General features: G+C 55.4%; 18 protein-coding genes. 9 read left to right on the plus strand and 9 right to left on the minus strand.

Annotated features, from left to right (window positions below):
* Nucleotides 1-2: 2 nt before the first annotated feature.
* On the minus strand, nt 3-1,571 hold the full coding sequence (locus tag NFC81_RS14660) for a PAS domain-containing methyl-accepting chemotaxis protein (protein WP_304995220.1): 1,569 nt from the start codon (nt 1,569-1,571) through the stop codon (nt 3-5).
* A 315-nt stretch (nt 1,572-1,886) separates the two neighbouring features.
* Between NFC81_RS14660 and NFC81_RS14665 the strand changes: the two genes are divergently transcribed.
* The 4 genes from NFC81_RS14665 to NFC81_RS14680 all read left to right on the plus strand — a co-directional run bounded on the left by NFC81_RS14665 (nt 1,887) and on the right by NFC81_RS14680 (nt 5,411).
* The gene (locus tag NFC81_RS14665; protein WP_304995221.1) at nt 1,887-2,123 is read left to right on the plus strand and encodes a TIGR02647 family protein; all 237 of its coding nucleotides are present in this window, start codon (nt 1,887-1,889) and stop codon (nt 2,121-2,123) included.
* A gap of 73 nt (nt 2,124-2,196) precedes the next feature.
* Nucleotides 2,197-2,511 (plus strand): DUF2288 domain-containing protein, encoded by a 315-nt coding sequence (locus NFC81_RS14670; protein ID WP_304995222.1) that lies wholly within the window; start codon nt 2,197-2,199, stop codon nt 2,509-2,511.
* Nucleotides 2,512-2,638: 127 nt separating this feature from the next.
* A complete protein-coding gene (locus NFC81_RS14675; protein WP_304995223.1) occupies nt 2,639-3,112 on the plus strand; it encodes a YHS domain-containing (seleno)protein in 474 nt (157 codons plus the stop codon).
* A gap of 97 nt (nt 3,113-3,209) precedes the next feature.
* Nucleotides 3,210-5,411: an ATP-dependent helicase gene (locus NFC81_RS14680; RefSeq protein ID WP_304995224.1), complete on the plus strand. Its 2,202-nt coding sequence runs from the start codon at nt 3,210-3,212 to the stop codon at nt 5,409-5,411.
* Between the two features lie 18 nt (nt 5,412-5,429).
* Here the strand turns inward: NFC81_RS14680 and NFC81_RS14685 are convergent, their stop codons facing one another.
* Nucleotides 5,430-5,723, minus strand: coding sequence for a hypothetical protein (locus NFC81_RS14685; protein ID WP_304995225.1), 294 nt, complete (start codon nt 5,721-5,723; stop codon nt 5,430-5,432).
* Between the two features lie 243 nt (nt 5,724-5,966).
* On the opposite strand from NFC81_RS14685, the gene NFC81_RS14690 reads away from it, so the two are divergent.
* Together NFC81_RS14690 and NFC81_RS14695 are read left to right on the plus strand one after the other, a co-directional pair.
* Nucleotides 5,967-6,980, plus strand: coding sequence for a fatty acid desaturase (locus NFC81_RS14690; RefSeq protein WP_304995226.1), 1,014 nt, complete (start codon nt 5,967-5,969; stop codon nt 6,978-6,980).
* Nucleotides 6,981-7,131: 151 nt separating this feature from the next.
* On the plus strand, nt 7,132-7,545 hold the full coding sequence (locus tag NFC81_RS14695) for a hypothetical protein (protein ID WP_304995227.1): 414 nt from the start codon (nt 7,132-7,134) through the stop codon (nt 7,543-7,545).
* 7 nt (nt 7,546-7,552) lie between these two features.
* Here NFC81_RS14695 and NFC81_RS14700 read toward each other — a convergent pair whose 3' ends face one another.
* Nucleotides 7,553-7,939 carry a hypothetical protein gene (locus NFC81_RS14700; RefSeq protein WP_304995228.1) on the minus strand — a complete coding sequence of 129 codons (387 nt, stop codon included), beginning with the start codon at nt 7,937-7,939 and terminating at the stop codon, nt 7,553-7,555.
* A gap of 88 nt (nt 7,940-8,027) precedes the next feature.
* On the opposite strand from NFC81_RS14700, the gene NFC81_RS14705 reads away from it, so the two are divergent.
* Nucleotides 8,028-8,570, plus strand: a complete 543-nt coding sequence (locus NFC81_RS14705) for a hypothetical protein (protein WP_304995229.1) — start codon at nt 8,028-8,030, stop codon at nt 8,568-8,570.
* A gap of 26 nt (nt 8,571-8,596) precedes the next feature.
* The gene (gene msrB / locus NFC81_RS14710) at nt 8,597-8,998 is read left to right on the plus strand and encodes a peptide-methionine (R)-S-oxide reductase MsrB (protein WP_304995230.1); all 402 of its coding nucleotides are present in this window, start codon (nt 8,597-8,599) and stop codon (nt 8,996-8,998) included.
* Here msrB and NFC81_RS14715 read toward each other — a convergent pair.
* The 3 genes from NFC81_RS14715 to NFC81_RS14725 form a co-directional block, all read right to left on the minus strand.
* On the minus strand, nt 8,977-10,338 hold the full coding sequence (locus NFC81_RS14715) for an ATP-binding protein (protein ID WP_304995231.1): 1,362 nt from the start codon (nt 10,336-10,338) through the stop codon (nt 8,977-8,979). The genes msrB and NFC81_RS14715 overlap by 22 nt on opposite strands.
* Complete coding sequence (locus tag NFC81_RS14720; protein ID WP_304995232.1) at nt 10,319-10,996, minus strand: response regulator transcription factor; 678 nt, start codon at nt 10,994-10,996, stop codon at nt 10,319-10,321. Before NFC81_RS14720 ends, NFC81_RS14715 begins: the two co-directional genes overlap by 20 nt.
* Nucleotides 10,997-11,074: 78 nt before the next feature.
* On the minus strand, nt 11,075-13,426 hold the full coding sequence (locus NFC81_RS14725; RefSeq protein ID WP_304995233.1) for a DNA polymerase II: 2,352 nt from the start codon (nt 13,424-13,426) through the stop codon (nt 11,075-11,077).
* A gap of 66 nt (nt 13,427-13,492) precedes the next feature.
* Here NFC81_RS14725 and NFC81_RS14730 point away from each other — a divergent pair, with 66 nt between their 5' ends.
* Nucleotides 13,493-14,287, plus strand: a complete 795-nt coding sequence (locus tag NFC81_RS14730) for a cyclic nucleotide-binding domain-containing protein (RefSeq protein ID WP_304995234.1) — start codon at nt 13,493-13,495, stop codon at nt 14,285-14,287.
* Between the two features lie 474 nt (nt 14,288-14,761).
* Here the strand turns inward: NFC81_RS14730 and NFC81_RS14735 are convergent, their stop codons facing one another.
* The 3 genes from NFC81_RS14735 to hisC are packed head-to-tail and all read right to left on the minus strand — an operon-like array spanning nt 14,762 to nt 17,935.
* Nucleotides 14,762-15,457, minus strand: coding sequence for an HAD-IA family hydrolase (locus NFC81_RS14735; protein WP_304995235.1), 696 nt, complete (start codon nt 15,455-15,457; stop codon nt 14,762-14,764).
* Between the two features lie 34 nt (nt 15,458-15,491).
* Complete coding sequence (radA, locus tag NFC81_RS14740; RefSeq protein WP_304995236.1) at nt 15,492-16,862, minus strand: DNA repair protein RadA; 1,371 nt, start codon at nt 16,860-16,862, stop codon at nt 15,492-15,494.
* 8 nt (nt 16,863-16,870) lie between these two features.
* A complete protein-coding gene (hisC, locus tag NFC81_RS14745) occupies nt 16,871-17,935 on the minus strand; it encodes a histidinol-phosphate transaminase (protein ID WP_304995237.1) in 1,065 nt (354 codons plus the stop codon).
* Nucleotides 17,936-17,941: the final 6 nt, after the last annotated feature.

The following is a 17,941-nucleotide window of genomic DNA, read 5'->3' on the forward strand; positions in this document are numbered from 1 at the left end:
GCTCAACGGCCGAAGCGGTCAATCAGGGACACCTGCTCACGCGCCATCTTCTCGATACGATCTACCTGAGCCGCCCCTTCGCCCATGTCGGCATGCGTCGATTCGGCGCCTTCGGTGATGCGCATGGTCGACGTGGAGATTTCATTCGCGGCAATTTCTTGTTGCGATGCTGCGACAGAAATATTTTCCGTACCTTTCTCGATATCGCCGATGGCCAACAGAATCTGATCCATCTGATCGCCGGCCTGGTTAATCACCTCAACCCCTTCCGCAGCCTCTTTATGGCTGCGCTCAATGGCAGTGACGGCACGCTGTGTGGCTTCGGCTAAGTGATTCAACAAGCCGCTGATGGACACCGTACTGTCCTGCGTGCGCTGCGCCAGATTACGTACTTCGTCAGCAACCACAGCAAAGCCACGGCCCTGCTCGCCTGCCCGTGCCGCTTCGATGGCGGCGTTCAAGGCCAGCAAGTTGGTCTGCTCAGCAATGGCACCAATGCTGTCTACCGCACTCTTGATGCTGCCGGAGTCAGTCGCCAACTGACTGATTACCGAGTTCGCTTGGTTCACCTCTTCGTTAAGCGCCTGTACCTTGTTCACTGCATTGCGCAAGGCGGCATTACTGTCACGCACCTGCTGACTCACTTCCACCGTGCGCGTCGCCGTTAAACGGGTATTTTCCGCCACCTCACGAATGGTGGCCGACATTTCATGCACCGCCGAGGCGACAGTATCGGTGTCATTGCGTTGTTGCCCTACACGATCCGCTACTTGGTGAATACTGGCACTGGTCAAATGAGTCGCGTTGCTGAGATCGCCAGCCAAACTGCCCAACCGCCCCAAAACCGTACGCAAGTGATGCTGTTGCATCAGCACCGCCAAGCGGCTGCGTCCCAGCGGGCCGATGTCGCCGGTATAAACATACTGTGCCACCGCATCATCCACCACCTCGGTAGCATGGCCCATATGGCGCTGCAACAAGCGCGGGAAAAGTACGGTGCCCAGCAGCGGCGCAGCCAGCAATAGAATCGCCTGACCCCCCAAACCAACATTGCCAAAGCTGACCAGGTTAAGCAGCACAATTAATAGCACACCGAGCGCCAAACCAAACCCGGCAAAAGGCAAGTAAGCGCGCACATAATCGCTCATTGTGAAGGGCTTCTTGCCCGCGTTCAGCCGCCCATAAAGCAGCTCTGCACGCGCTTGCGCGTCGGCTTCGGTTTTGACTCGCACCGACTCATAACCAACGATTTTGTCCTGTTCCCACACGGGTACAACATAAGCGTCAACCCAATAGTGATCACCGTTCTTGCACCGGTTTTTCACCAAGCCCATCCAAGGCTTACCCGATTGAATGCGGTCCCACATCATTTTGAAGCCCGCACCTGGCATATCAGGATGGCGCAAAATATTGTGCGCTTCACCGATCAATTCTTCACGGCTGTAACCACTGATCGATACAAAGGTATCATTCACGTGCGTAATGCGGCTTTTGGGGTCGGTGGCGGAAATGATTTGCTCGCCGGGTTTCAGCTTCACTTCACGCTGGGTTACAGTACCGGTCTTGCGCATAGCTCATCTCCTTAGTTGACTAGGATTATCTATCGGCATCTGACTCCAAAACTGAACAGTCAAACGCATCTCTGCCAAATCACTGAGGCGGCAGTGAATCCTATCGGCTAATCTGCCAAAACGGTATGACCTAGGTCAAGTCGGCTTTCTATCCAGTCTTTCAGACAATTCGTCATACCATAATCCGCCCTACACATACGAAAGCACGGCCGAGCGATAAAAAATGTTGTTCCTACGACTACTCTCAGGTACATCTAAGGCAGCTATGACGCATTGCCACGCGCCGCACTCATTAAAACAACGACAGGAACGACCATGCCCTTTTCTCAGGAACACCTCGCCGAACTGAATCTACTGACGCTGTTTGAATCCCAATCGCAGCAAGCAGGCATCAAGGTACACAGCCATGAAGCCGCCCCTGAAACGGTGGCCGCCGCTGAACGGCTGCATAAGAAGGGACTGATCACCCAAGCGGATGGTGGTTATCTGACCAGCCTCGGCAGTGAAACCGTGGAATACACCCAAAAGCTGTTAGGTATTTTATCCAACTGATGCACTCTCAGCGGTTCGAGAACGTCAGAAATTGCGGTAGAATGCGCGCCTTGTTGACGGTAAAGAGACACCCATGAGCGAAGCGCGCAAAGACCTATCGGATGACGAACTCACTGCAGTATTGAACACTGAAACCGCACAAATCAACTGGCTGGAGCTGCAACCTTATTTCGCTCGCGGCCAAGTGATTGTGGTGCACAGAGACCTAGACCTGATAGTGGTTGGGCGTGAGTTGATTCGCGACAACACCGCACAGTTCCAACGTTGGACAGAAGCAGAGCAAGTGGCTGGGGTCAGCAACGTGCAGGCACAAAGCTGGTACGACCAGAAAAAAGACTTGTGGGCATTGGTCATTGCGCCTTGGGTGCTGGTGCAGGATCGAGCGTAGGTTGGGGTAGGAGCACGGCCCTCCGCGCAAAGATTCGGCCAGAAGGCGAGCCTCCTACGTTAAGCCGCGGTGGAACTTTGCACGGCGCACATTGTCTCACTGTTGAACCCAACAAGAGATGATCATCGTGCCAGCCACTCTTTCCCTAACAAAATTACTCTTCTTCATCAGCACCTTATTCCTGTTGCTTGCCCTCCCGGCCATCAGTGCAGCGGTTGAGCCCGTCTACACCGGTTTTCGCAGCCAATACGCCATTCAAGGCTACGACACCGTGGCGTATTTTACGCAAAACCAAGCCGTGCGTGGCGACACCGAGTTCCAAAGTGAATGGCAAGACACCCTTTGGCTATTCAGCAGTGCCAAACACAAGGCGTTGTTTGATGCCAACCCGGAAGCCTATGCGCCGCAATACGGTGGCTACTGCGCGTACGCCATGGCCGATGGCAAGGCCGTACGGGTAGACCCCACAGCGTTCAGTGTGATTGACGATAAGCTGTATCTGAATTTCAGTCGACGTATCCAGAGCCGCTGGGAGGCTGATTCGTCGTCCTTCATTGAGCGCGCAAACCCTCATTGGATGACACTTCTAAGTGGGCAATAAGCAACACACGATGACCGCTGGCTAAACCCAGGGTCAGGTGCAATGGATACAGTGATGCTTTATCCTTCGCCCTTCTCTCCATGGGTAACGTGCAGTAATGTCAGGCTTCACCCCAGAACAGGCCCGCGTCATAGCGGCGCGGCAGCAACACAGCCGCGTGATTGCCGTGGCCGGTTCAGGCAAAACCTCGACCCTGATTGGGCAAACCGAAGCCTTGCTCGCCGACGGCGTAACGCCTCGGCGCTTACTGGTGCTGATGTACAACCGCAGTGCGCAACAGGATTTCTTGCAGCGCTTACGCGCCCGCAACCGCGGCCCTCTGCCCGATGTGCGCACCTTCCATTCGCTGGGTCTGAGCATTTATCGCACGTTGATTCAACGCGGCTTGTTGCCGGCGTTTCAGGGCGACATTCTCAGCGACGGCGAGTTAGAGCCGCGCATTTGGCGTTGGCTGCAAGAGCTGGCCACCACCGGCGAGCAAGCGCAAGATATTCTAAACAACAAGCGCAAATGGGTAGAGCCCACGCTGACCTTTATTGAGCGCGTCAAAGCCGGGCTGGAACCACCGGCCGTGGTGTTCAAACAATTGGGCATGCCTGGTAATGCACGCTTGTTGATAAAAACCTTTGAACGCCTAGAGCAGTGGCGCAAGGCACAACAACGCATTACCTTTGCCGACATGCTGTACGACCCCGTGGCGCTGTTCAGCCAACGCTCCGACGTCGCGGCGCAGTTTGCCAACCACCTCGACCACATTGTGGTGGACGAGTTTCAAGACATTAACGCCATTCAACACCTGTTGTTGGAAACCCTGTCGGGCGAGCGTGCCACCGTGACCGTGGTCGGCGACCCTGATCAGACCATTTACGAATTTCGCGGTTCAGACCCTAGCTTTATGCTGCACCAGTTTCCCGAACGTTACCCCGACAGTCAGGTGCATACGCTCAGCCATACCTTTCGTTACGGGCCCCAAGTCGCACTGGCAGCCAACCATCTAATTCATCACAATCAAGGCCGTCAACCGGTGCTGACCTGTGCGCACGACAGCACACCAGACACGGCGCTGCATCTGCACCGCGTGAGCGATGAGACCAGTGTCCTCGTACAACAAATTACCCAGCTGCGTACTCAGCGCCCGCTGGCCGACATCGCCGTGTTGCATCGCTTGTGGGCGCAAGCGGCACGATTGGAATTGCAGCTGCTCACGCTCAACATAGCCTTTCAATTGGAAACCGAACGCGGCGTGTTGCAACGGCACGAGCTACAACCCTTGCTGCTGTTACTCAGCATCGCCAGCGGCCGCTTCGTAAAGCTCAACAAGGCCGCCCGAACGCAAGCCTGGATGACACTGCTGACCCAACCGTACCCGAAGATCCAGCGCGATATTCTGAAGCAAATGGCGACTCGATTGGGGTCTGCCACGTCGGGGCTGGGCAAGCATTTTATGGCCCAGTTGCCACCCAAATGCTCACACTGGCAGCAAGAGCAATTGGCCTTACGCGGCAGTGTCATTCAATTAGCGGAGCAGCCCACAACCACAGCCAAGCAACTGGTCAGCGCGTGGTTAAACAATACGGATTACTTGAACGCACTTGCCAGCGGTGCTTTTTCCGCGCAACAAAGTGACGAGCAGAAAGAAACAGTCAAAGCCTTTTTAAGCTTTTTACAGCAGAACGATCGACCGGCCGCCGATGCCGATGGGTGGCTACAGGAGATCCAAAAACCTCAGTCATCGCAGGGCGCAAAAGGGTTAACGCTGACCAGCATCCATAAAGCCAAAGGCCGCGAATGGCCAGTGGTGTTGATTCCCGGACTGAATCAACACTTCTACCCCTATCGGCCCGATGGCGACCTGCGCTTACCGGTAGACGAAGAAAGCGAGCGCCGTTTGCTCTATGTAGCGCTGACCCGCGGCCAACAGGAGGTGCACCTGTTTACACCAGCACAAGGCGATGAGCGCAGTGCTTTTGTGGCGGAAATGGAAATACCCTTAAGCATTGCTTTAGGCAAAGCGTTGCGCGACCCTGCAACGCCGCCTACGGGTGAACTGGCATTGCCGACGGGTGTCACTCCGTTGGCCCAGCAATACGTGCAACGCATGGGCGCACCCCTTACCTTGACAGGTCGAGCACTGCCCAGTCGAGCAACGCCTAACCAGATACGCCGCGTAAGGCACAACTATTTTGGTGTTGGCAGCCTACTGCGGGAGGAAGGCTCACAAATTCATATTCGTTTCGACGATGGTAAAACGCGTGTGTTTGAGCGGGATATTGTCATCGGCATGCTCGAAGAATTGTAACGCCTGCCACCCGACAGCCTAGTCTTTCGAGGCCTGCTCTTTCGCTACCTGCTCGGCCGCTCGCGCTTCATCATCACGCTTTCGACCGTAGAACAAGCGCGCAGCGGTCATGGCAATCATCAACACAAACAAGCCCATTACGCGCATCCAGTCGATTTCACCAAAGCCCAAATAGACGATGCCCATACAGGCAATAAAAACCACAAAGGTCCAAGAATAGGCAGTGAAACGGTTATAGTGCCACCAGCGTGTCCATAGCGCCGGGGTGGCGATCAGGATAAGCAACAGGAAGCCGTAACTGAAGATGATCATGGTAATACTCGGTCGGTCTGTGACGGGAACGCAAAGGTAACAAATTTACCTGTGCCGGAGAAGCGCACGAAGGCCTGCTATCAAGTCGGTACAGCCCCCTAGCAGCAAAGGGCTGCAGGGCAGTGCGTAACTCTGATGTTACTATACCGTGGTCGGAATGGGGGTTGGGTCATAAGATTGTCATGGTTTTTCTGCTCCCGATCAGTAGAATCATAGCCCTGACACAGGATAGAAAAACCTAATATGACCAACACTGATTATCGCCAGATCGCCAAGCAAGTACGCGCCTATGCGCAAGCTCGCACCGGCCGCGCCTGGCTAGAAGTGATATTCACTGTCGTACCCTTCGTGACAATCTTTGCCGCCGCCGCTGCCTTGTGGGGTCACTACCCCATCATCAGCATCCTGCTGACCGTACCCGCCGCCTTCTTTATGGTACGCATCTTTCTGGTGCAGCATGACTTGGGCCATGGTTCATTTTTCCGTCATAAAGGGCTAAACAAGTGGGTAGGCAAGGCGCTGGGCGCCACCACCGGCATTCCTTACAGCTATTGGAAGCGCACACACGCCATGCACCACGCCACCACAGGCAACCTCGACAAACGCGGTGCCGGTGATGTAACAACCTGGACGGTCGAAGAATACCGCAATGCCGGCTTCTGGAGTCGCCTCGGCTACCGTTTTTATCGCCATCCGCTGGTCATCATCGTATTAGGCCCAGCCTTCTTGCTGCTTAAAATGCGTGTGCCCTTTGGCCACCCCACTCCCTTCAAAGAAAACTGGCGCAGCATACTCAGCAACAATGTAGTGCTGGCGGCGATTGTTATTTTATTAGGTACCTTTCTTGGTTTCGGTTTCGTGGCCGCCGTTTACTGCTTAACCCTGTACCTCGCCATGATGATTGGCATTTGGTTGTTTTATGTACAGCACCAATTTGAAGATGCCTACTGGGCACCACAAGAGACTTGGAACTACCACCAAGCGGCCATTGAAGGCAGCAGCCAGTTAGCGATGCCGGGGTTCATGAACTGGTTAACCGCCAATATCGGCTTGCACCACATCCATCATCTTGACAGTAAAGTACCTTTTTACCGCCTGAAAGAAGTGGTGCGCAGCATTCCGGACCTCGAAGCGGTAAACAAGATTTCTTGGCTGCGTACCCCTCGTTTGCTGACGTTGACTTTGTACGATGAGGCCTGTCAGCGCATGGTCAGCTTTCGCGAGGCACGCCGGAACAGCTCTACCGAGAATGCATGAGCAATTCTCGGTCTGCCCATACCTGGGCATAAAAGGGCCTTTGGGCCCTTTTTTAGTTCTTACTGACATTTTGTAACCCAATCACAACAGTCTAATCCCCACCGGTGATCTATGCTCAACTAACGAGTTCATCGTGATGGGAGACATCTCCATGCAAAGTCAGAATGTGCTTTTGATTTGTTCACAGCCGGTCGTACGGCGTCAAATAGAATCCGCCTTGCACATGGGCATGCCAAACACGGTGATTTATGAGGCCACTGATTGCGAAGGCGCAGAGCGCTTGGCGGAATCCCATGATATCGACATCATGATCATTGCTCTGGATATGGGCCCACCGCCCACTATGGAAGCTCTGGCGATCTTACGTAAATTACACCCGCAGGCAGAAATGATTGGATTAACGCTGGATCGTATTGATCGCTCGCAGCGTGCACTGCTCGCCGTGCTGAATGTCCGCCCTGTGCATCTGTCACGCCTAGCGGCGACCCTACTGCAGCCCACTTCCGAGCCAACCATTCCCGCGGTGGTTCTGGAGTCAGCCGAGCGACACCGCCCGGCCCTTTAGCAAGGCACTATTCGGTGCTCAATAAGCGCTGACGCTCGGCTTCGGCTTGGCGCAGCGCTTCCGCTTGTTGCTCATGAGCCTGTTCTAATCGCTGATAGGCTTGCTGCAGCTCAGCCAATTCACGCCGTAACAGCGCAACGGCTTCCTGTGTCAATTCAGCACCGTCTACCTGTGCTTGAATCAGTGCAGTGAGTCGGCGCATGTCCTCCCGTAACCCTGCTTGGCGTTCATCCAGCTCAGGTGCTACGACTGCGCTCGCCGCGACGGGCGACTGAGCACGCTTGCCTACGGCATAGCCTAGGCTGTAACCCAGCAACAGTAAGCCAGACACCACCAAAACGATGAGTAAGAATTGTTGTTGATGCGGCAACAGCCGCTGCTTGATCCATTTCATGGGCGGCAGTTTACCACGCACTGGTTTCAGCTGGGTAATCCTGAGCAATATGGTATGCTTCCAGCAAAAATGGGGTGAGGAACATACCATGCGTTTATTCGCCATTCTGGCACTTCTACTGGCAGCGCCCATTCAGGCGGTAGAAATTCGCTTCGATCCCTACCGCCTGTGGCAAGGGCTAGAAGCCTATTTCGACGAAGGTCCCGTAATGCTGGATATCGCCGTCGACGTGCCACGCGGTGACGCCATGATAGGTCCGCAGTACGCCGTGTACGCCAGTACCGAGGCCACCATGCACCTGCTGGGCATTCATTGGAATCGGATGCAGGAACGGGAAAGCGGCTTTTACTGGGGCACCAGTGCCAACTGGGTACAAATCGTTCCCAGCGGCGGTGCTGAGCTGGCTGATGCGTGCCGCCCGTTAATCCCGCTGAATCTGAGTGGCCGCTGGGGGTATCGTTGGCAGGTCAACCCGGTGTTCAACGCGCAACTGGGTCTGCAGGTAAATACCGGTCAGGTCACCCAGCGGCAGGGCGAGCAATGCGCCGACGATGGATCTGAACTGGACCTTGGCACCGTACAAAACTACGTAGACCCACGGCTAGACTTTAAATTCTCTTTCCGACTCTAAGCACATTGGAGCAAACGAGGCAGACCATGGCCAAAATAGACAAGACCGATGCCGAGTGGCAGGCACAGCTGACGCCCGAGCAATACCGTGTGGCGCGTCAAGCGGGCACTGAGCGGCCGTTCACTGGCGCGTATTGGGATACCTTTACGCCCGGTCACTATCACTGTATTTGCTGCGATGCACCGCTGTTTGAACACAGCACCAAATTCGATGCAGGCTGCGGGTGGCCGTCATTCTCTGAGGTGATGGCGAGCAGCAACGTCACTCGCCATGAAGATCGTAGCCATGGCATGGTGCGCGTTGAGGTGCGTTGCGGTGAGTGCGATGCTCATCTCGGGCATGTCTTTCCCGATGGCCCGACCGAGACCGGCCTACGTTACTGCATCAACTCGGTGTCCATGAAGTTCTATCCCACCGAAGGCAGCTGAATACGCACGCGCAAACCCGGCTTGGCGTCGTGTAACGACAATTCCGCCCGATGAATGTGAGCCACGGCGCGTACCAGGCTTAATCCCAAGCCAAAACCTTCGGTCTGCCGGTGTGCTTCGGCGCGGAAAAAGCGCTCGAAGACTTGTTCACGCTGTTCCGGCGCTATGCCCGGCCCACGGTCGATGACTTCGATGGTTTGCCCCGATGACGACTGCAAGCGGATGCTTACCTCACCACCCTCTGGCGTGTACTTCAACGCATTATCCAGCAGGTTGCCGAGCGCTTGGAACCAAAGATCTGGGTCGCCTTGGGTGGGCAACCCTTGACCGACTACTTGAAACCGTATGCCTTTGTCCTCAAACAAGGGTTCGTACAGTTCGGCCAAGTCATTAACCAACGCCAGCATATCAATGTGATCGCGTTTTAACTGCGCACTGCCTGCCTCCAGACGCCCGATACGCAGCAGAGCATTGAACATCACCATCATGCGATCGGCTTCCGCCATCACCTCATCCATGACCTCGCCATCTTGATCCTGTCGTATTAATTCGAGACGGGCGCGCAACCGCGCCAGCGGCGTTTTTAGGTCGTGAGCAATGTTGTCCGACACCTGCTGAATGCTGTGCATCAATTGCTGAATGCGATCCAACATCAGGTTAATACTCAGCGCCAATCGGTCATAATCATCCCGTCCGGTTTCCACGGGCACCCGCTTGTCCATGTGACCCGCAACGATGTCGGCACAAAGACGATTAATGTCATTCAAGCGCCGTACCGTACGCCGCCCTAACAAGATCGCACCGGCCAAGCTCAAGAGCAGCGTCAATAACAATCCACTGATGATGGCGCCGCGCAGCGCGGCGTCGAGCGCATAGAGGTAATCCACATTGCGACCGATGCGCGCGGTCAAATTAGGCGGTAACGAGATGCGGCGGGTAATGAACAAGTGGCCGCCTTCCTCCATCAGCATGGCTTCGGAATCTCGCCCAAAGCCCGGCGGGCGGGCAATAGAAAAGGTACGAGGCTTAGCACCGGTATAGATCTTATGGTCGCCATTGCGGCGCTTAACTTCCAAAATCCAAAGGCGCTCTGACCCCTGCTCACTGTTGTAAACGGGCAGTGGTCGGTCGGGGTCTAACGGTTGGCGTTGATGAAAACGCTCAATGCGCACAACATCCTGGTCCAACTGCGCATGAATACCTTGCCACAACTGACTGCGCACGTGCTGGTACATAAACAGCATAACGATGGCGAGTGTCAGCCACGATAAGCCCAAATAAAGCACTGTGATGCGAAAACTGGAACTGCGCCACAGCTTTTCAGACGGTCTGGAAGACATAACCCGCTCCACGCACTGTTTGAATCAGACTGGTGCCCTGACCTAAATCTATTTTCTGCCGTAAGCGACTGATGTGAACATCAATCACATTGGTTTGTGGGTCGAAATGATAATCCCACACATTTTCCAGCAACATGGTGCGTGTCACCACTTGGCCGGCGTGGCGCATCAAGTATTCCAACAGGCGGAACTCGCGTTGTTGCAGATGAATTTTTTGCCCAGCACGAAAGGCTTGCCGGGTGCGCAGGTCGAGCCGCAAGTCACCCAGCTCAATGGCGGTAATAGGCTCGGCGCTTTGTTGGCCGCGCCGCAACAGCGCTTCCACGCGCGCTTGCAGTTCTTCAAAGGCAAAGGGCTTGGCCAAGTAGTCATCGCTCCCCGCCCGCAGACCCTCAACCCGCTGCTCTACCTCACCCAGTGCGCTGAGTATCAACACCGGCGTGGTCAAATTCGATGCTCGCAGGGTACGCACGATGGTCAGGCCATCCACCTCAGGCAGCATGCGATCCACAATGATCAGGTCATGCGTTTCTGACACCGCCAGCATCAGACCTTCTTTGCCATTGCCACAGCTATCCACCACATAACCGGCTTGTTGAAGGCCGTGACAAACAAATTCGTTGAGTTGCTGATCGTCTTCGATCACCAAAATTTTCATGAGGACCTGCAAAAGGGTTGAGTGGGTATAGAGTAGCACCCATAGCCTGATTCGGTAGTTACGATTCCGTAACGGCCACTACAGCAACGGCATCTGCGGTCCGGCCAGCGTTTGAAAATCCTGCCCCATAATGTGCAGCACGGCATCGGCGATGGGCGCGAGCTGTTTATCGAAATAGTGCTGGTAGTTGATGGCTTGGTCACGGTCTGCGGGCACTAACACACCGTGCAGCCCTTGCCGATAGCGCACCCACCCCTGCGGGGGTTTGCCGGTGAGCAATTCATAGCGACGAGCGGCCTGCACATGCGGTGGGTTGCTTTTGGCGTAGCCAGATACCGGGCGACGTAAGCGCTTGCGATACCAGAGCTCATCGTCCAGCTCGCCCGCAAACAGTTGCCGCACAAAACGTTGTAACACAGGCTGCAACGATCGGTCGTGAAACAGTGCCTGGTAGAGTTCGTGTTGAAAGCGCTGCGCCAGCGGTGTCCAGTCTGACCGTACCGCTTCCATACCGCGAAACACCAGCTTTTCGTCACCATTTGGCGCCACCACCAAGCCTGCGTAACGCTTTTTTGAGCCTTGCTCGGTACCGCGAATGGTGGGCATGTGAAAACGCTGATAACAGGTTTCGTATTCCAGTTCCAAACGGCTTTCTATGCCGAACTCATGCCGTATTTCGCCCCGCCAATAGGCGTTCAGCCCTGCAGCCAATTCAGCGCCCAATGCATCGGGGTCGCTCACACCATCGCGTACCCAGACGAATTGCGAGTCGGTGTCGCCATAAATGACCGTTAAGCCTTGCGCTTCAAACCACGCTTTTGAGCGGATCATGATGTCGTGGCCGCGGCGGGTGATCGACGACGCTAAGCGTGGGTCAAAAAAGCGACAAAGGTCGGAACCCAGCACGCCGTAAAAGGAGTTCATTAAAATCTTAATGGCTTGACTCAGCGGCGCGTTCTTTTGCGCTTTGGCTTGATCACGCGCCTCCCACAACTGGTCTAGCAAGGTCGGCAGTATGGCCCCCGTGCGCATAAATCGACCACCCAGATACCCTGGAATGGTATCTTCTTCCGGAGCTTGCATGCCTTCCCACAGTGCCCACGGGTCTACCTGAAAAGTACGCATGATGCTCGGGTACAGGCTTTTGAAGTCGAGCACCAGCACCTGTCGGTACAGGCCGGGCAGGGAGTCCATCACGTAGCCGCCGGGGCTAGCGGTATGCAGCGTTTGGCTGCCAACGTGCGGTGCCACATAACCCTTGCGATGCAGCCGGGGCAAATAGAGGTAATTGAACGCCGCCGCCGAGCCACCCACACGGTCAAGGGTGTGGCCGGTCATACGACTGCGGGCCACAAGGAATTCCAGCAAGGCTTCCTGCTTTACGATGTCGGCCACCAAGTCGGCGTCGGTCAGGTTGTACCACAGTAAGTCGGTGTCCTGCGTCTTAAACCAACGGTCGATGGTATCGGTTTTGCTCTCGCCGCCTTTGTGTTCCATGGCTTTACCAGTGCCCATCAGGCGATGCGCCACGGCGTCCAGGCTGAAGCTGTCAAACTGATAACCAGCCGCACGCAATGCCTCTATCCCATCCACCACCATGCGACCGGGCACAGTCAGGTATTCTTTGTCCTGGCGCTTGTGCCAAGTGGCCACTCGTCGCTGCCGACCCAGCGTGAAAGGAATGTTCCATTGCTGCGCCAAACCCGCCAATACGTGCAAGTCAAAACCCACGACGTGCCAGCCGAGGATGACGTCGATCTCTAAGGCTTCCCAATCAGTCAAAAACCGCTGCAGCAGGGCTTTCCCGTCACCACAGAGAATGACTTCGACGTCTTTCAAGCGCGGATCATCCGGCACGTTTGACCACGCCACATAAACACGTCGGATACCCACACCCGACAAGGCGATACTGTACAGTTCAGGCAGTTGATCGGGCACAAAGGGCGACGTTTCAATGTCGAGCGAGACCCAACGCAAGCTGATATCAACTTCCGCCGGGCGAAGCCGCTTACCCTGTTCGTGGTGCTCCACCTCCACACCCGCCGTGATGAAACGTTCCATCAGGTAACGCTCGGCCGGCTGAATGTCGTCTTCCTCTAGGCGAATGCCCTGTCGCTCTGCCTTACGTATCCAGCGCCGTTGCACCGTCCAGCCCGGAGAGCGCACCGGATGCACCACTTCTCCCAGGGCCGTTTTGAAGGTTTCGTCGCCTACGCGACAACCCAGTGGCAACAGCGGGCGCAAAGTGGCTAGGTCGGTAGCCCGTGCGAAACAGACACTCTCGGCGCCACTCACTTCGACCGGTACCGCGGTCTGCCCGTTTGCCACCCAATAGCGCAGCAATACGCCATCCACACGGTCTTCATGCTCACGCATTAATACCAAGCCTTTTAAGCCTGAGTTCGTCATAATCTGAACTGGATCATGCAAATGAAACGCGACTCCTGTTATGCTGATTCGCAACGAAGAATAAGATGAATTCGGTAAGGTGTAACCATGTATCTACTGACTGGCAATAACGAAGTTGGCCCTGCTCTCACACGTCGACTGCAGCAACTCAGCCTCCTGCTGTTCGCCGAATTACCAGCGCCCTCAGCCAGTGTAACGCTGCAAGCTGGCGAAGCCGTTGACAGCGCAGTGCCTGCTGACCACTGGGCATTTTTGTCCGGTGGACAAGTGCGCGGCATTCAAGCTCAGCAAGGCGTGGTGGAGTACGAAGCAGGTGATTTACTTGGCCTGACGGGTGGCTACGCCTTGCCAGACTTCAGCTATGTGGCACAGCAACCCAGTACGCTGAACCTTTATCCAGTAGGCGATGTCCTGCGCCACCTGCACCTCAGCAAACAACGCGCGGCGCAATGGACAGCTTACCTCTTAACGCACATCAGTTTATTGCAACAAACCGTCACCGGTGACGCCAGCAACGCGCCCACCACTGGCAGCGGTTTCCTACAGTTCGCACCCGGAGAGGTCATGATTCGCGAAGGCGAACTGGCGGGTGAAGTTTACCATGTTGTGCAGGGGCATGCCGATGTCTATCGTGGTGACACCAAAGTGGGTGAAGTGTTGCCCGGCGAATTATTCGGTGCCATGGCTATGCTGTGCGGCACGCCACGCACCGCGACGGTAATTGCGCGCGACGATGTACTGGTTGCCGCCGTACCGCAGGATGATTTTCAGTCGTTGATCAGTCGCCACCCGGAAACCGCGGTGACACTGATGGAGAATATGGCACGCGCTATAAATGACTTGAATGATCGTCTGCGCCAACACGAGACCACAACGCTATAGAGGAGCATCTAAAAACCTCAGAGGCGAAAATCTGGCTAGACAAAAAGTAGTCGAGAAAGCGCAGTTTACTGGTAGTGAATATTCGCTGCGCTCACCCTTCGGGCCGACCTGTGGTCGTTCTGGCCAGCCAGTGAGCATTTTGAGGCCATTTTTAACGACGCCAGTCGAGAAAAGGAGGTTTTCAACCACTACGCACAACGGCTATCGGCAATCTCTTACACGCCCCCCCGACAATTGGCTCTGGTGACTCAACTGCCCTGGTTTATACTGCAAGGGTGCTCAGGAAGAGCACTTGGAACCCGGCAGGACGCTGTACACAGGATGTGCTTGAATTCTTCATCGGAACCACTGGACGGACAATCGCGCCATAGGATGGCAACATGCCAACAAACGACGAGAGCCTGGATTGGCTTTGTTGGGATGGCAGTTAGTCAACGGAAGACAGGCAGGAGCCACACGAGGACATAGGATGTCCTATTCCCGTCTTAGAAAAGCAGCAAGTTTGGGAAGTGCGCTGACAGCAATGTCCGCGCCTTCTTTTTTTGCGTGCTCGCTTTCATCACCGATCCAACACGTCCGAAACCCCATCGCCTTGCCGCCCAGAATATCCGCTTTGTAGTTGTCGCCCACCACCAATACCTGCTCTGGACGCAATGGCTCGGTAATTTGCGCCAAGGTGTGTTGGAAGAACGCCGCCGCTGGTTTAGCCGCACCCACCTCTTCAGAAATACTGACCGCACTGAACAGACCAGCCATTTGCTTGAGCTGCTGGCGTTTAACGTTGCTTAGCCCGTTGGTGATCAACGCCAGCCCAAAACGCTGCCGCCATTCTTGCAGAATTTCCGGCACACCATCAAACCAATCGACGTAATTACCCAAGCAGGTTTCATAATGCTGTGCAACGACAGATGGATCTGCATCCACGCGGTATTGTTCCAACCAATAACGTTGACGCGCGTAGCGCAGCTCCGCCGCATTGATTTCACCTGCCTCCAACCGTGGCCACAGTGGGCGATTGCCTTCGAGAAAGGTCGCAAAAGCACCGCCGACATCAGAAACATTCAAATAGGCGCAAAGATCCGCAAACGCATTGCGTTCGGTCAGATTGAAATCCACCAAGGTGTGGTCCATGTCGAGAAACAACCAGCGGATGTCAGTGAGCCAGTTCATAATGTGTCCTTTGTTAATCGTTTGGTCAGAAGGCTTACCACAAGTCATCCAGTGCGGTCAGCGCTTCCTGCAAGCGCTGTACACCAATGACTTTAACGCCTTCAATCGGTTTGCGCGGTTGATTTGATTTGGGCACCAAGATCGTACGAAACCCATGCTTGGCCGCCTCGGTCACGCGTTCTTGGCCGGAAGAGACTGGGCGCACTTCACCCGACAGGCCGATTTCGCCGAACACACAAAAGTCTTTGGGTAGAGCGCGGTCTTTCAGGCTCGACAGAATGGCCACCACACTGGCCAGGTCGGCACTGGTCTCGTTGACCTTCACGCCACCCACGACGTTCAAGTACACATCCTGGTCACCGGTAAAAATACCGCCATGGCGATGCACCACGGCCAACATCATCGCGAGTCGGTTCTGGTCCAAACCTAAGGTTACGCGCTTGGGATAACTGGCAATGGAGTCATCCACCAGCGCTTGCAGTTCCACCAAAAGTGGCCGCGTACCTTCCCACAATACGGTCACCACGCTGCCCGGCGTGGCCTCGGCTTGGCGGTTCAAAAAGATGGAGCTGGGGTTGGTAACCTCTTTCAGTCCGGTTTCCAGCATGGCGAACACGCCCAGTTCGTTCACCGCGCCGAAGCGGTTTTTGATTGAACGCAGGGTACGAAAGCGGCTGTCGTGCGCGGCGTCCAGCATCACCGAGCAGTCGATCATGTGCTCCAACACTTTCGGGCCGGCTAACGAACCGTCTTTGGTGACATGGCCGATCAGAAACAACGCGGTGTTCGAGCGTTTGGCGTATTGCGTCAGCATGGCGGCGCTTTCGCGCACCTGCGATACCGAACCGGGGGCGGATTCAATATCCGGGTGGTGCACGACTTGAATGGAGTCGACGACTAAGATGTCAGGCTTTCTGTCTTCTGCTTGCGCCAGAATCACCGCCACATCGGTTTCCGCCATGACATGCACATTATCGGTCGGCAATTGCAGGCGTTGTGCGCGCATGGCGATCTGTTGCAGGCTTTCTTCACCAGTCACGTACAGCACGGAAAAGCGCTGTGCCAAGGCACACAGCGTTTGCAGCAACAGGGTCGATTTACCCGCGCCGGGGTTACCGCCGATCAGTACAGCCGAACCGGGTACGATGCCGCCACCCAGTACGCGATCAAACTCACCAATACCCGTCATTAAGCGCGGCACTTCTGCCACACCCACTTCGCTCAACGTTTTAACTTCGCTTAAGGCACCGGCATAACCTTGGCGGCGCGCGCCGGGCGTGCTTTTGGCCTCGCGGAATTCCACCACGGTATTCCACGCCTTGCATTCACCGCACTGGCCTTGCCATTTGGTGTAGTTGGCACCGCATTCGGTGCAGACGAACTGAATGTCCTTTTTCTTTGCCATAAATCCGTTCAGCCCAGCTTCTTTTGCAAGACCACCAGCAGCTGATTCATCTCCTCATCCGTACCAATAGTGATGCGCAAATAGTCGCTGATGCGTGGTTTATTGAAATAGCGCACAATGATTTTGTGTTCACGCAGGGTGTGCGCCAACGTCGCCGCGTCCGCGCCCGAAGGCGGCTTGGCGAACACAAAATTTGCGCTGGACGGCAGCACCGAAAAACCCAGTTTTTCCAGCTCGGCGGTGGTGTGCGCTCGGGTCGCCATGATCTTCTGGCAGCATTCGGCAAAATAAGTTTCGTCTTCAATCGCCGCCACGGCGGCAGCTTCGGCAATGCGATCCATCGGGTATGAATTGAACGAGTTCTTCACCCGATCCAGCCCTTCAATCAGTTCTGGACTGCCGATGGCAAAGCCAACACGCAAACCGGCCAAAGAGCGCGATTTTGACAAGGTCTGGCACACCAACAGGTTAGGATATTGGTTCACCAAAGCCACCGCCGACTGCGCGCCAAAGTCCACATAGGCTTCATCCACCAGCACGACGGTGTTGGTGTTGGCTTGCAACAAGGCTTCGATATCCGCCAAAGGCACGGCGCGGCCGGTTGGGGCATTGGGGTTGGGGAAGATCACACCACCGTTGGGCTGCACGAAGTCTTGCAGGTTCAGGCTCAGGTCATCCTGCAACGCCACGCGCTCTGCGTGGATGCCGAACAACTGACAATATACCGGATAAAAGCTGTAGCTGATGTCAGGGAATAACAGTGGCTTGGGCTGCTGAAAAAAGGCCATAAAGGCCAACGCCAGCACTTCATCGGAACCGTTTCCGACAAACACCCGCGACGCTTCAACGCCGTGGTGTTTGGCAATGGCGGCTTTAAGGCGCTGCGAATTCGGGTCAGGGTAGAGCCGCAAGCGTTCAACCAACTGTTCGTCCTGCAACACTGCTTGTACGCGTGGCGATGGCGGGTAAGGGCTTTCATTGGTGTTCAGCTTAACCAGCCCATCTACCTGCGGCTGTTCACCGGGCACGTAGGGTTCAAGGTTACGGACGACTTCACTCCAAAACTGGGACATAGTGGT

It is taken from the genome of Salinispirillum sp. LH 10-3-1, assembly GCF_030643825.1.
Lineage (GTDB): Bacteria > Pseudomonadota > Gammaproteobacteria > Pseudomonadales > Natronospirillaceae > Salinispirillum.

What these genes read in the sequence shown, in the direction of transcription:
- NFC81_RS14715 (WP_304995231.1), bottom strand. Translation starts at nt 10,338, where the DNA reads ATGTCTTCCAGACCGTCTGAAAAGCTGTGGCGCAGTTCCAGTTTTCGC.
- hisC (WP_304995237.1), bottom strand. Translation starts at nt 17,935, where the DNA reads ATGTCCCAGTTTTGGAGTGAAGTCGTCCGTAACCTTGAACCCTACGTG.
- NFC81_RS14735 (WP_304995235.1), bottom strand. Translation starts at nt 15,457, where the DNA reads ATGAACTGGCTCACTGACATCCGCTGGTTGTTTCTCGACATGGACCAC.
- NFC81_RS14685 (WP_304995225.1), bottom strand. Translation starts at nt 5,723, where the DNA reads ATGATCATCTTCAGTTACGGCTTCCTGTTGCTTATCCTGATCGCCACC.
- NFC81_RS14730 (WP_304995234.1), top strand. Translation starts at nt 13,493, where the DNA reads ATGTATCTACTGACTGGCAATAACGAAGTTGGCCCTGCTCTCACACGT.
- radA (WP_304995236.1), bottom strand. Translation starts at nt 16,862, where the DNA reads ATGGCAAAGAAAAAGGACATTCAGTTCGTCTGCACCGAATGCGGTGCC.
- NFC81_RS14665 (WP_304995221.1), top strand. Translation starts at nt 1,887, where the DNA reads ATGCCCTTTTCTCAGGAACACCTCGCCGAACTGAATCTACTGACGCTG.
- NFC81_RS14680 (WP_304995224.1), top strand. Translation starts at nt 3,210, where the DNA reads ATGTCAGGCTTCACCCCAGAACAGGCCCGCGTCATAGCGGCGCGGCAG.
- NFC81_RS14660 (WP_304995220.1), bottom strand. Translation starts at nt 1,571, where the DNA reads ATGCGCAAGACCGGTACTGTAACCCAGCGTGAAGTGAAGCTGAAACCC.
- msrB (WP_304995230.1), top strand. Translation starts at nt 8,597, where the DNA reads ATGGCCAAAATAGACAAGACCGATGCCGAGTGGCAGGCACAGCTGACG.
- NFC81_RS14700 (WP_304995228.1), bottom strand. Translation starts at nt 7,939, where the DNA reads ATGAAATGGATCAAGCAGCGGCTGTTGCCGCATCAACAACAATTCTTA.
- NFC81_RS14670 (WP_304995222.1), top strand. Translation starts at nt 2,197, where the DNA reads ATGAGCGAAGCGCGCAAAGACCTATCGGATGACGAACTCACTGCAGTA.
- NFC81_RS14720 (WP_304995232.1), bottom strand. Translation starts at nt 10,996, where the DNA reads ATGAAAATTTTGGTGATCGAAGACGATCAGCAACTCAACGAATTTGTT.
- NFC81_RS14705 (WP_304995229.1), top strand. Translation starts at nt 8,028, where the DNA reads ATGCGTTTATTCGCCATTCTGGCACTTCTACTGGCAGCGCCCATTCAG.
- NFC81_RS14690 (WP_304995226.1), top strand. Translation starts at nt 5,967, where the DNA reads ATGACCAACACTGATTATCGCCAGATCGCCAAGCAAGTACGCGCCTAT.
- NFC81_RS14695 (WP_304995227.1), top strand. Translation starts at nt 7,132, where the DNA reads ATGCAAAGTCAGAATGTGCTTTTGATTTGTTCACAGCCGGTCGTACGG.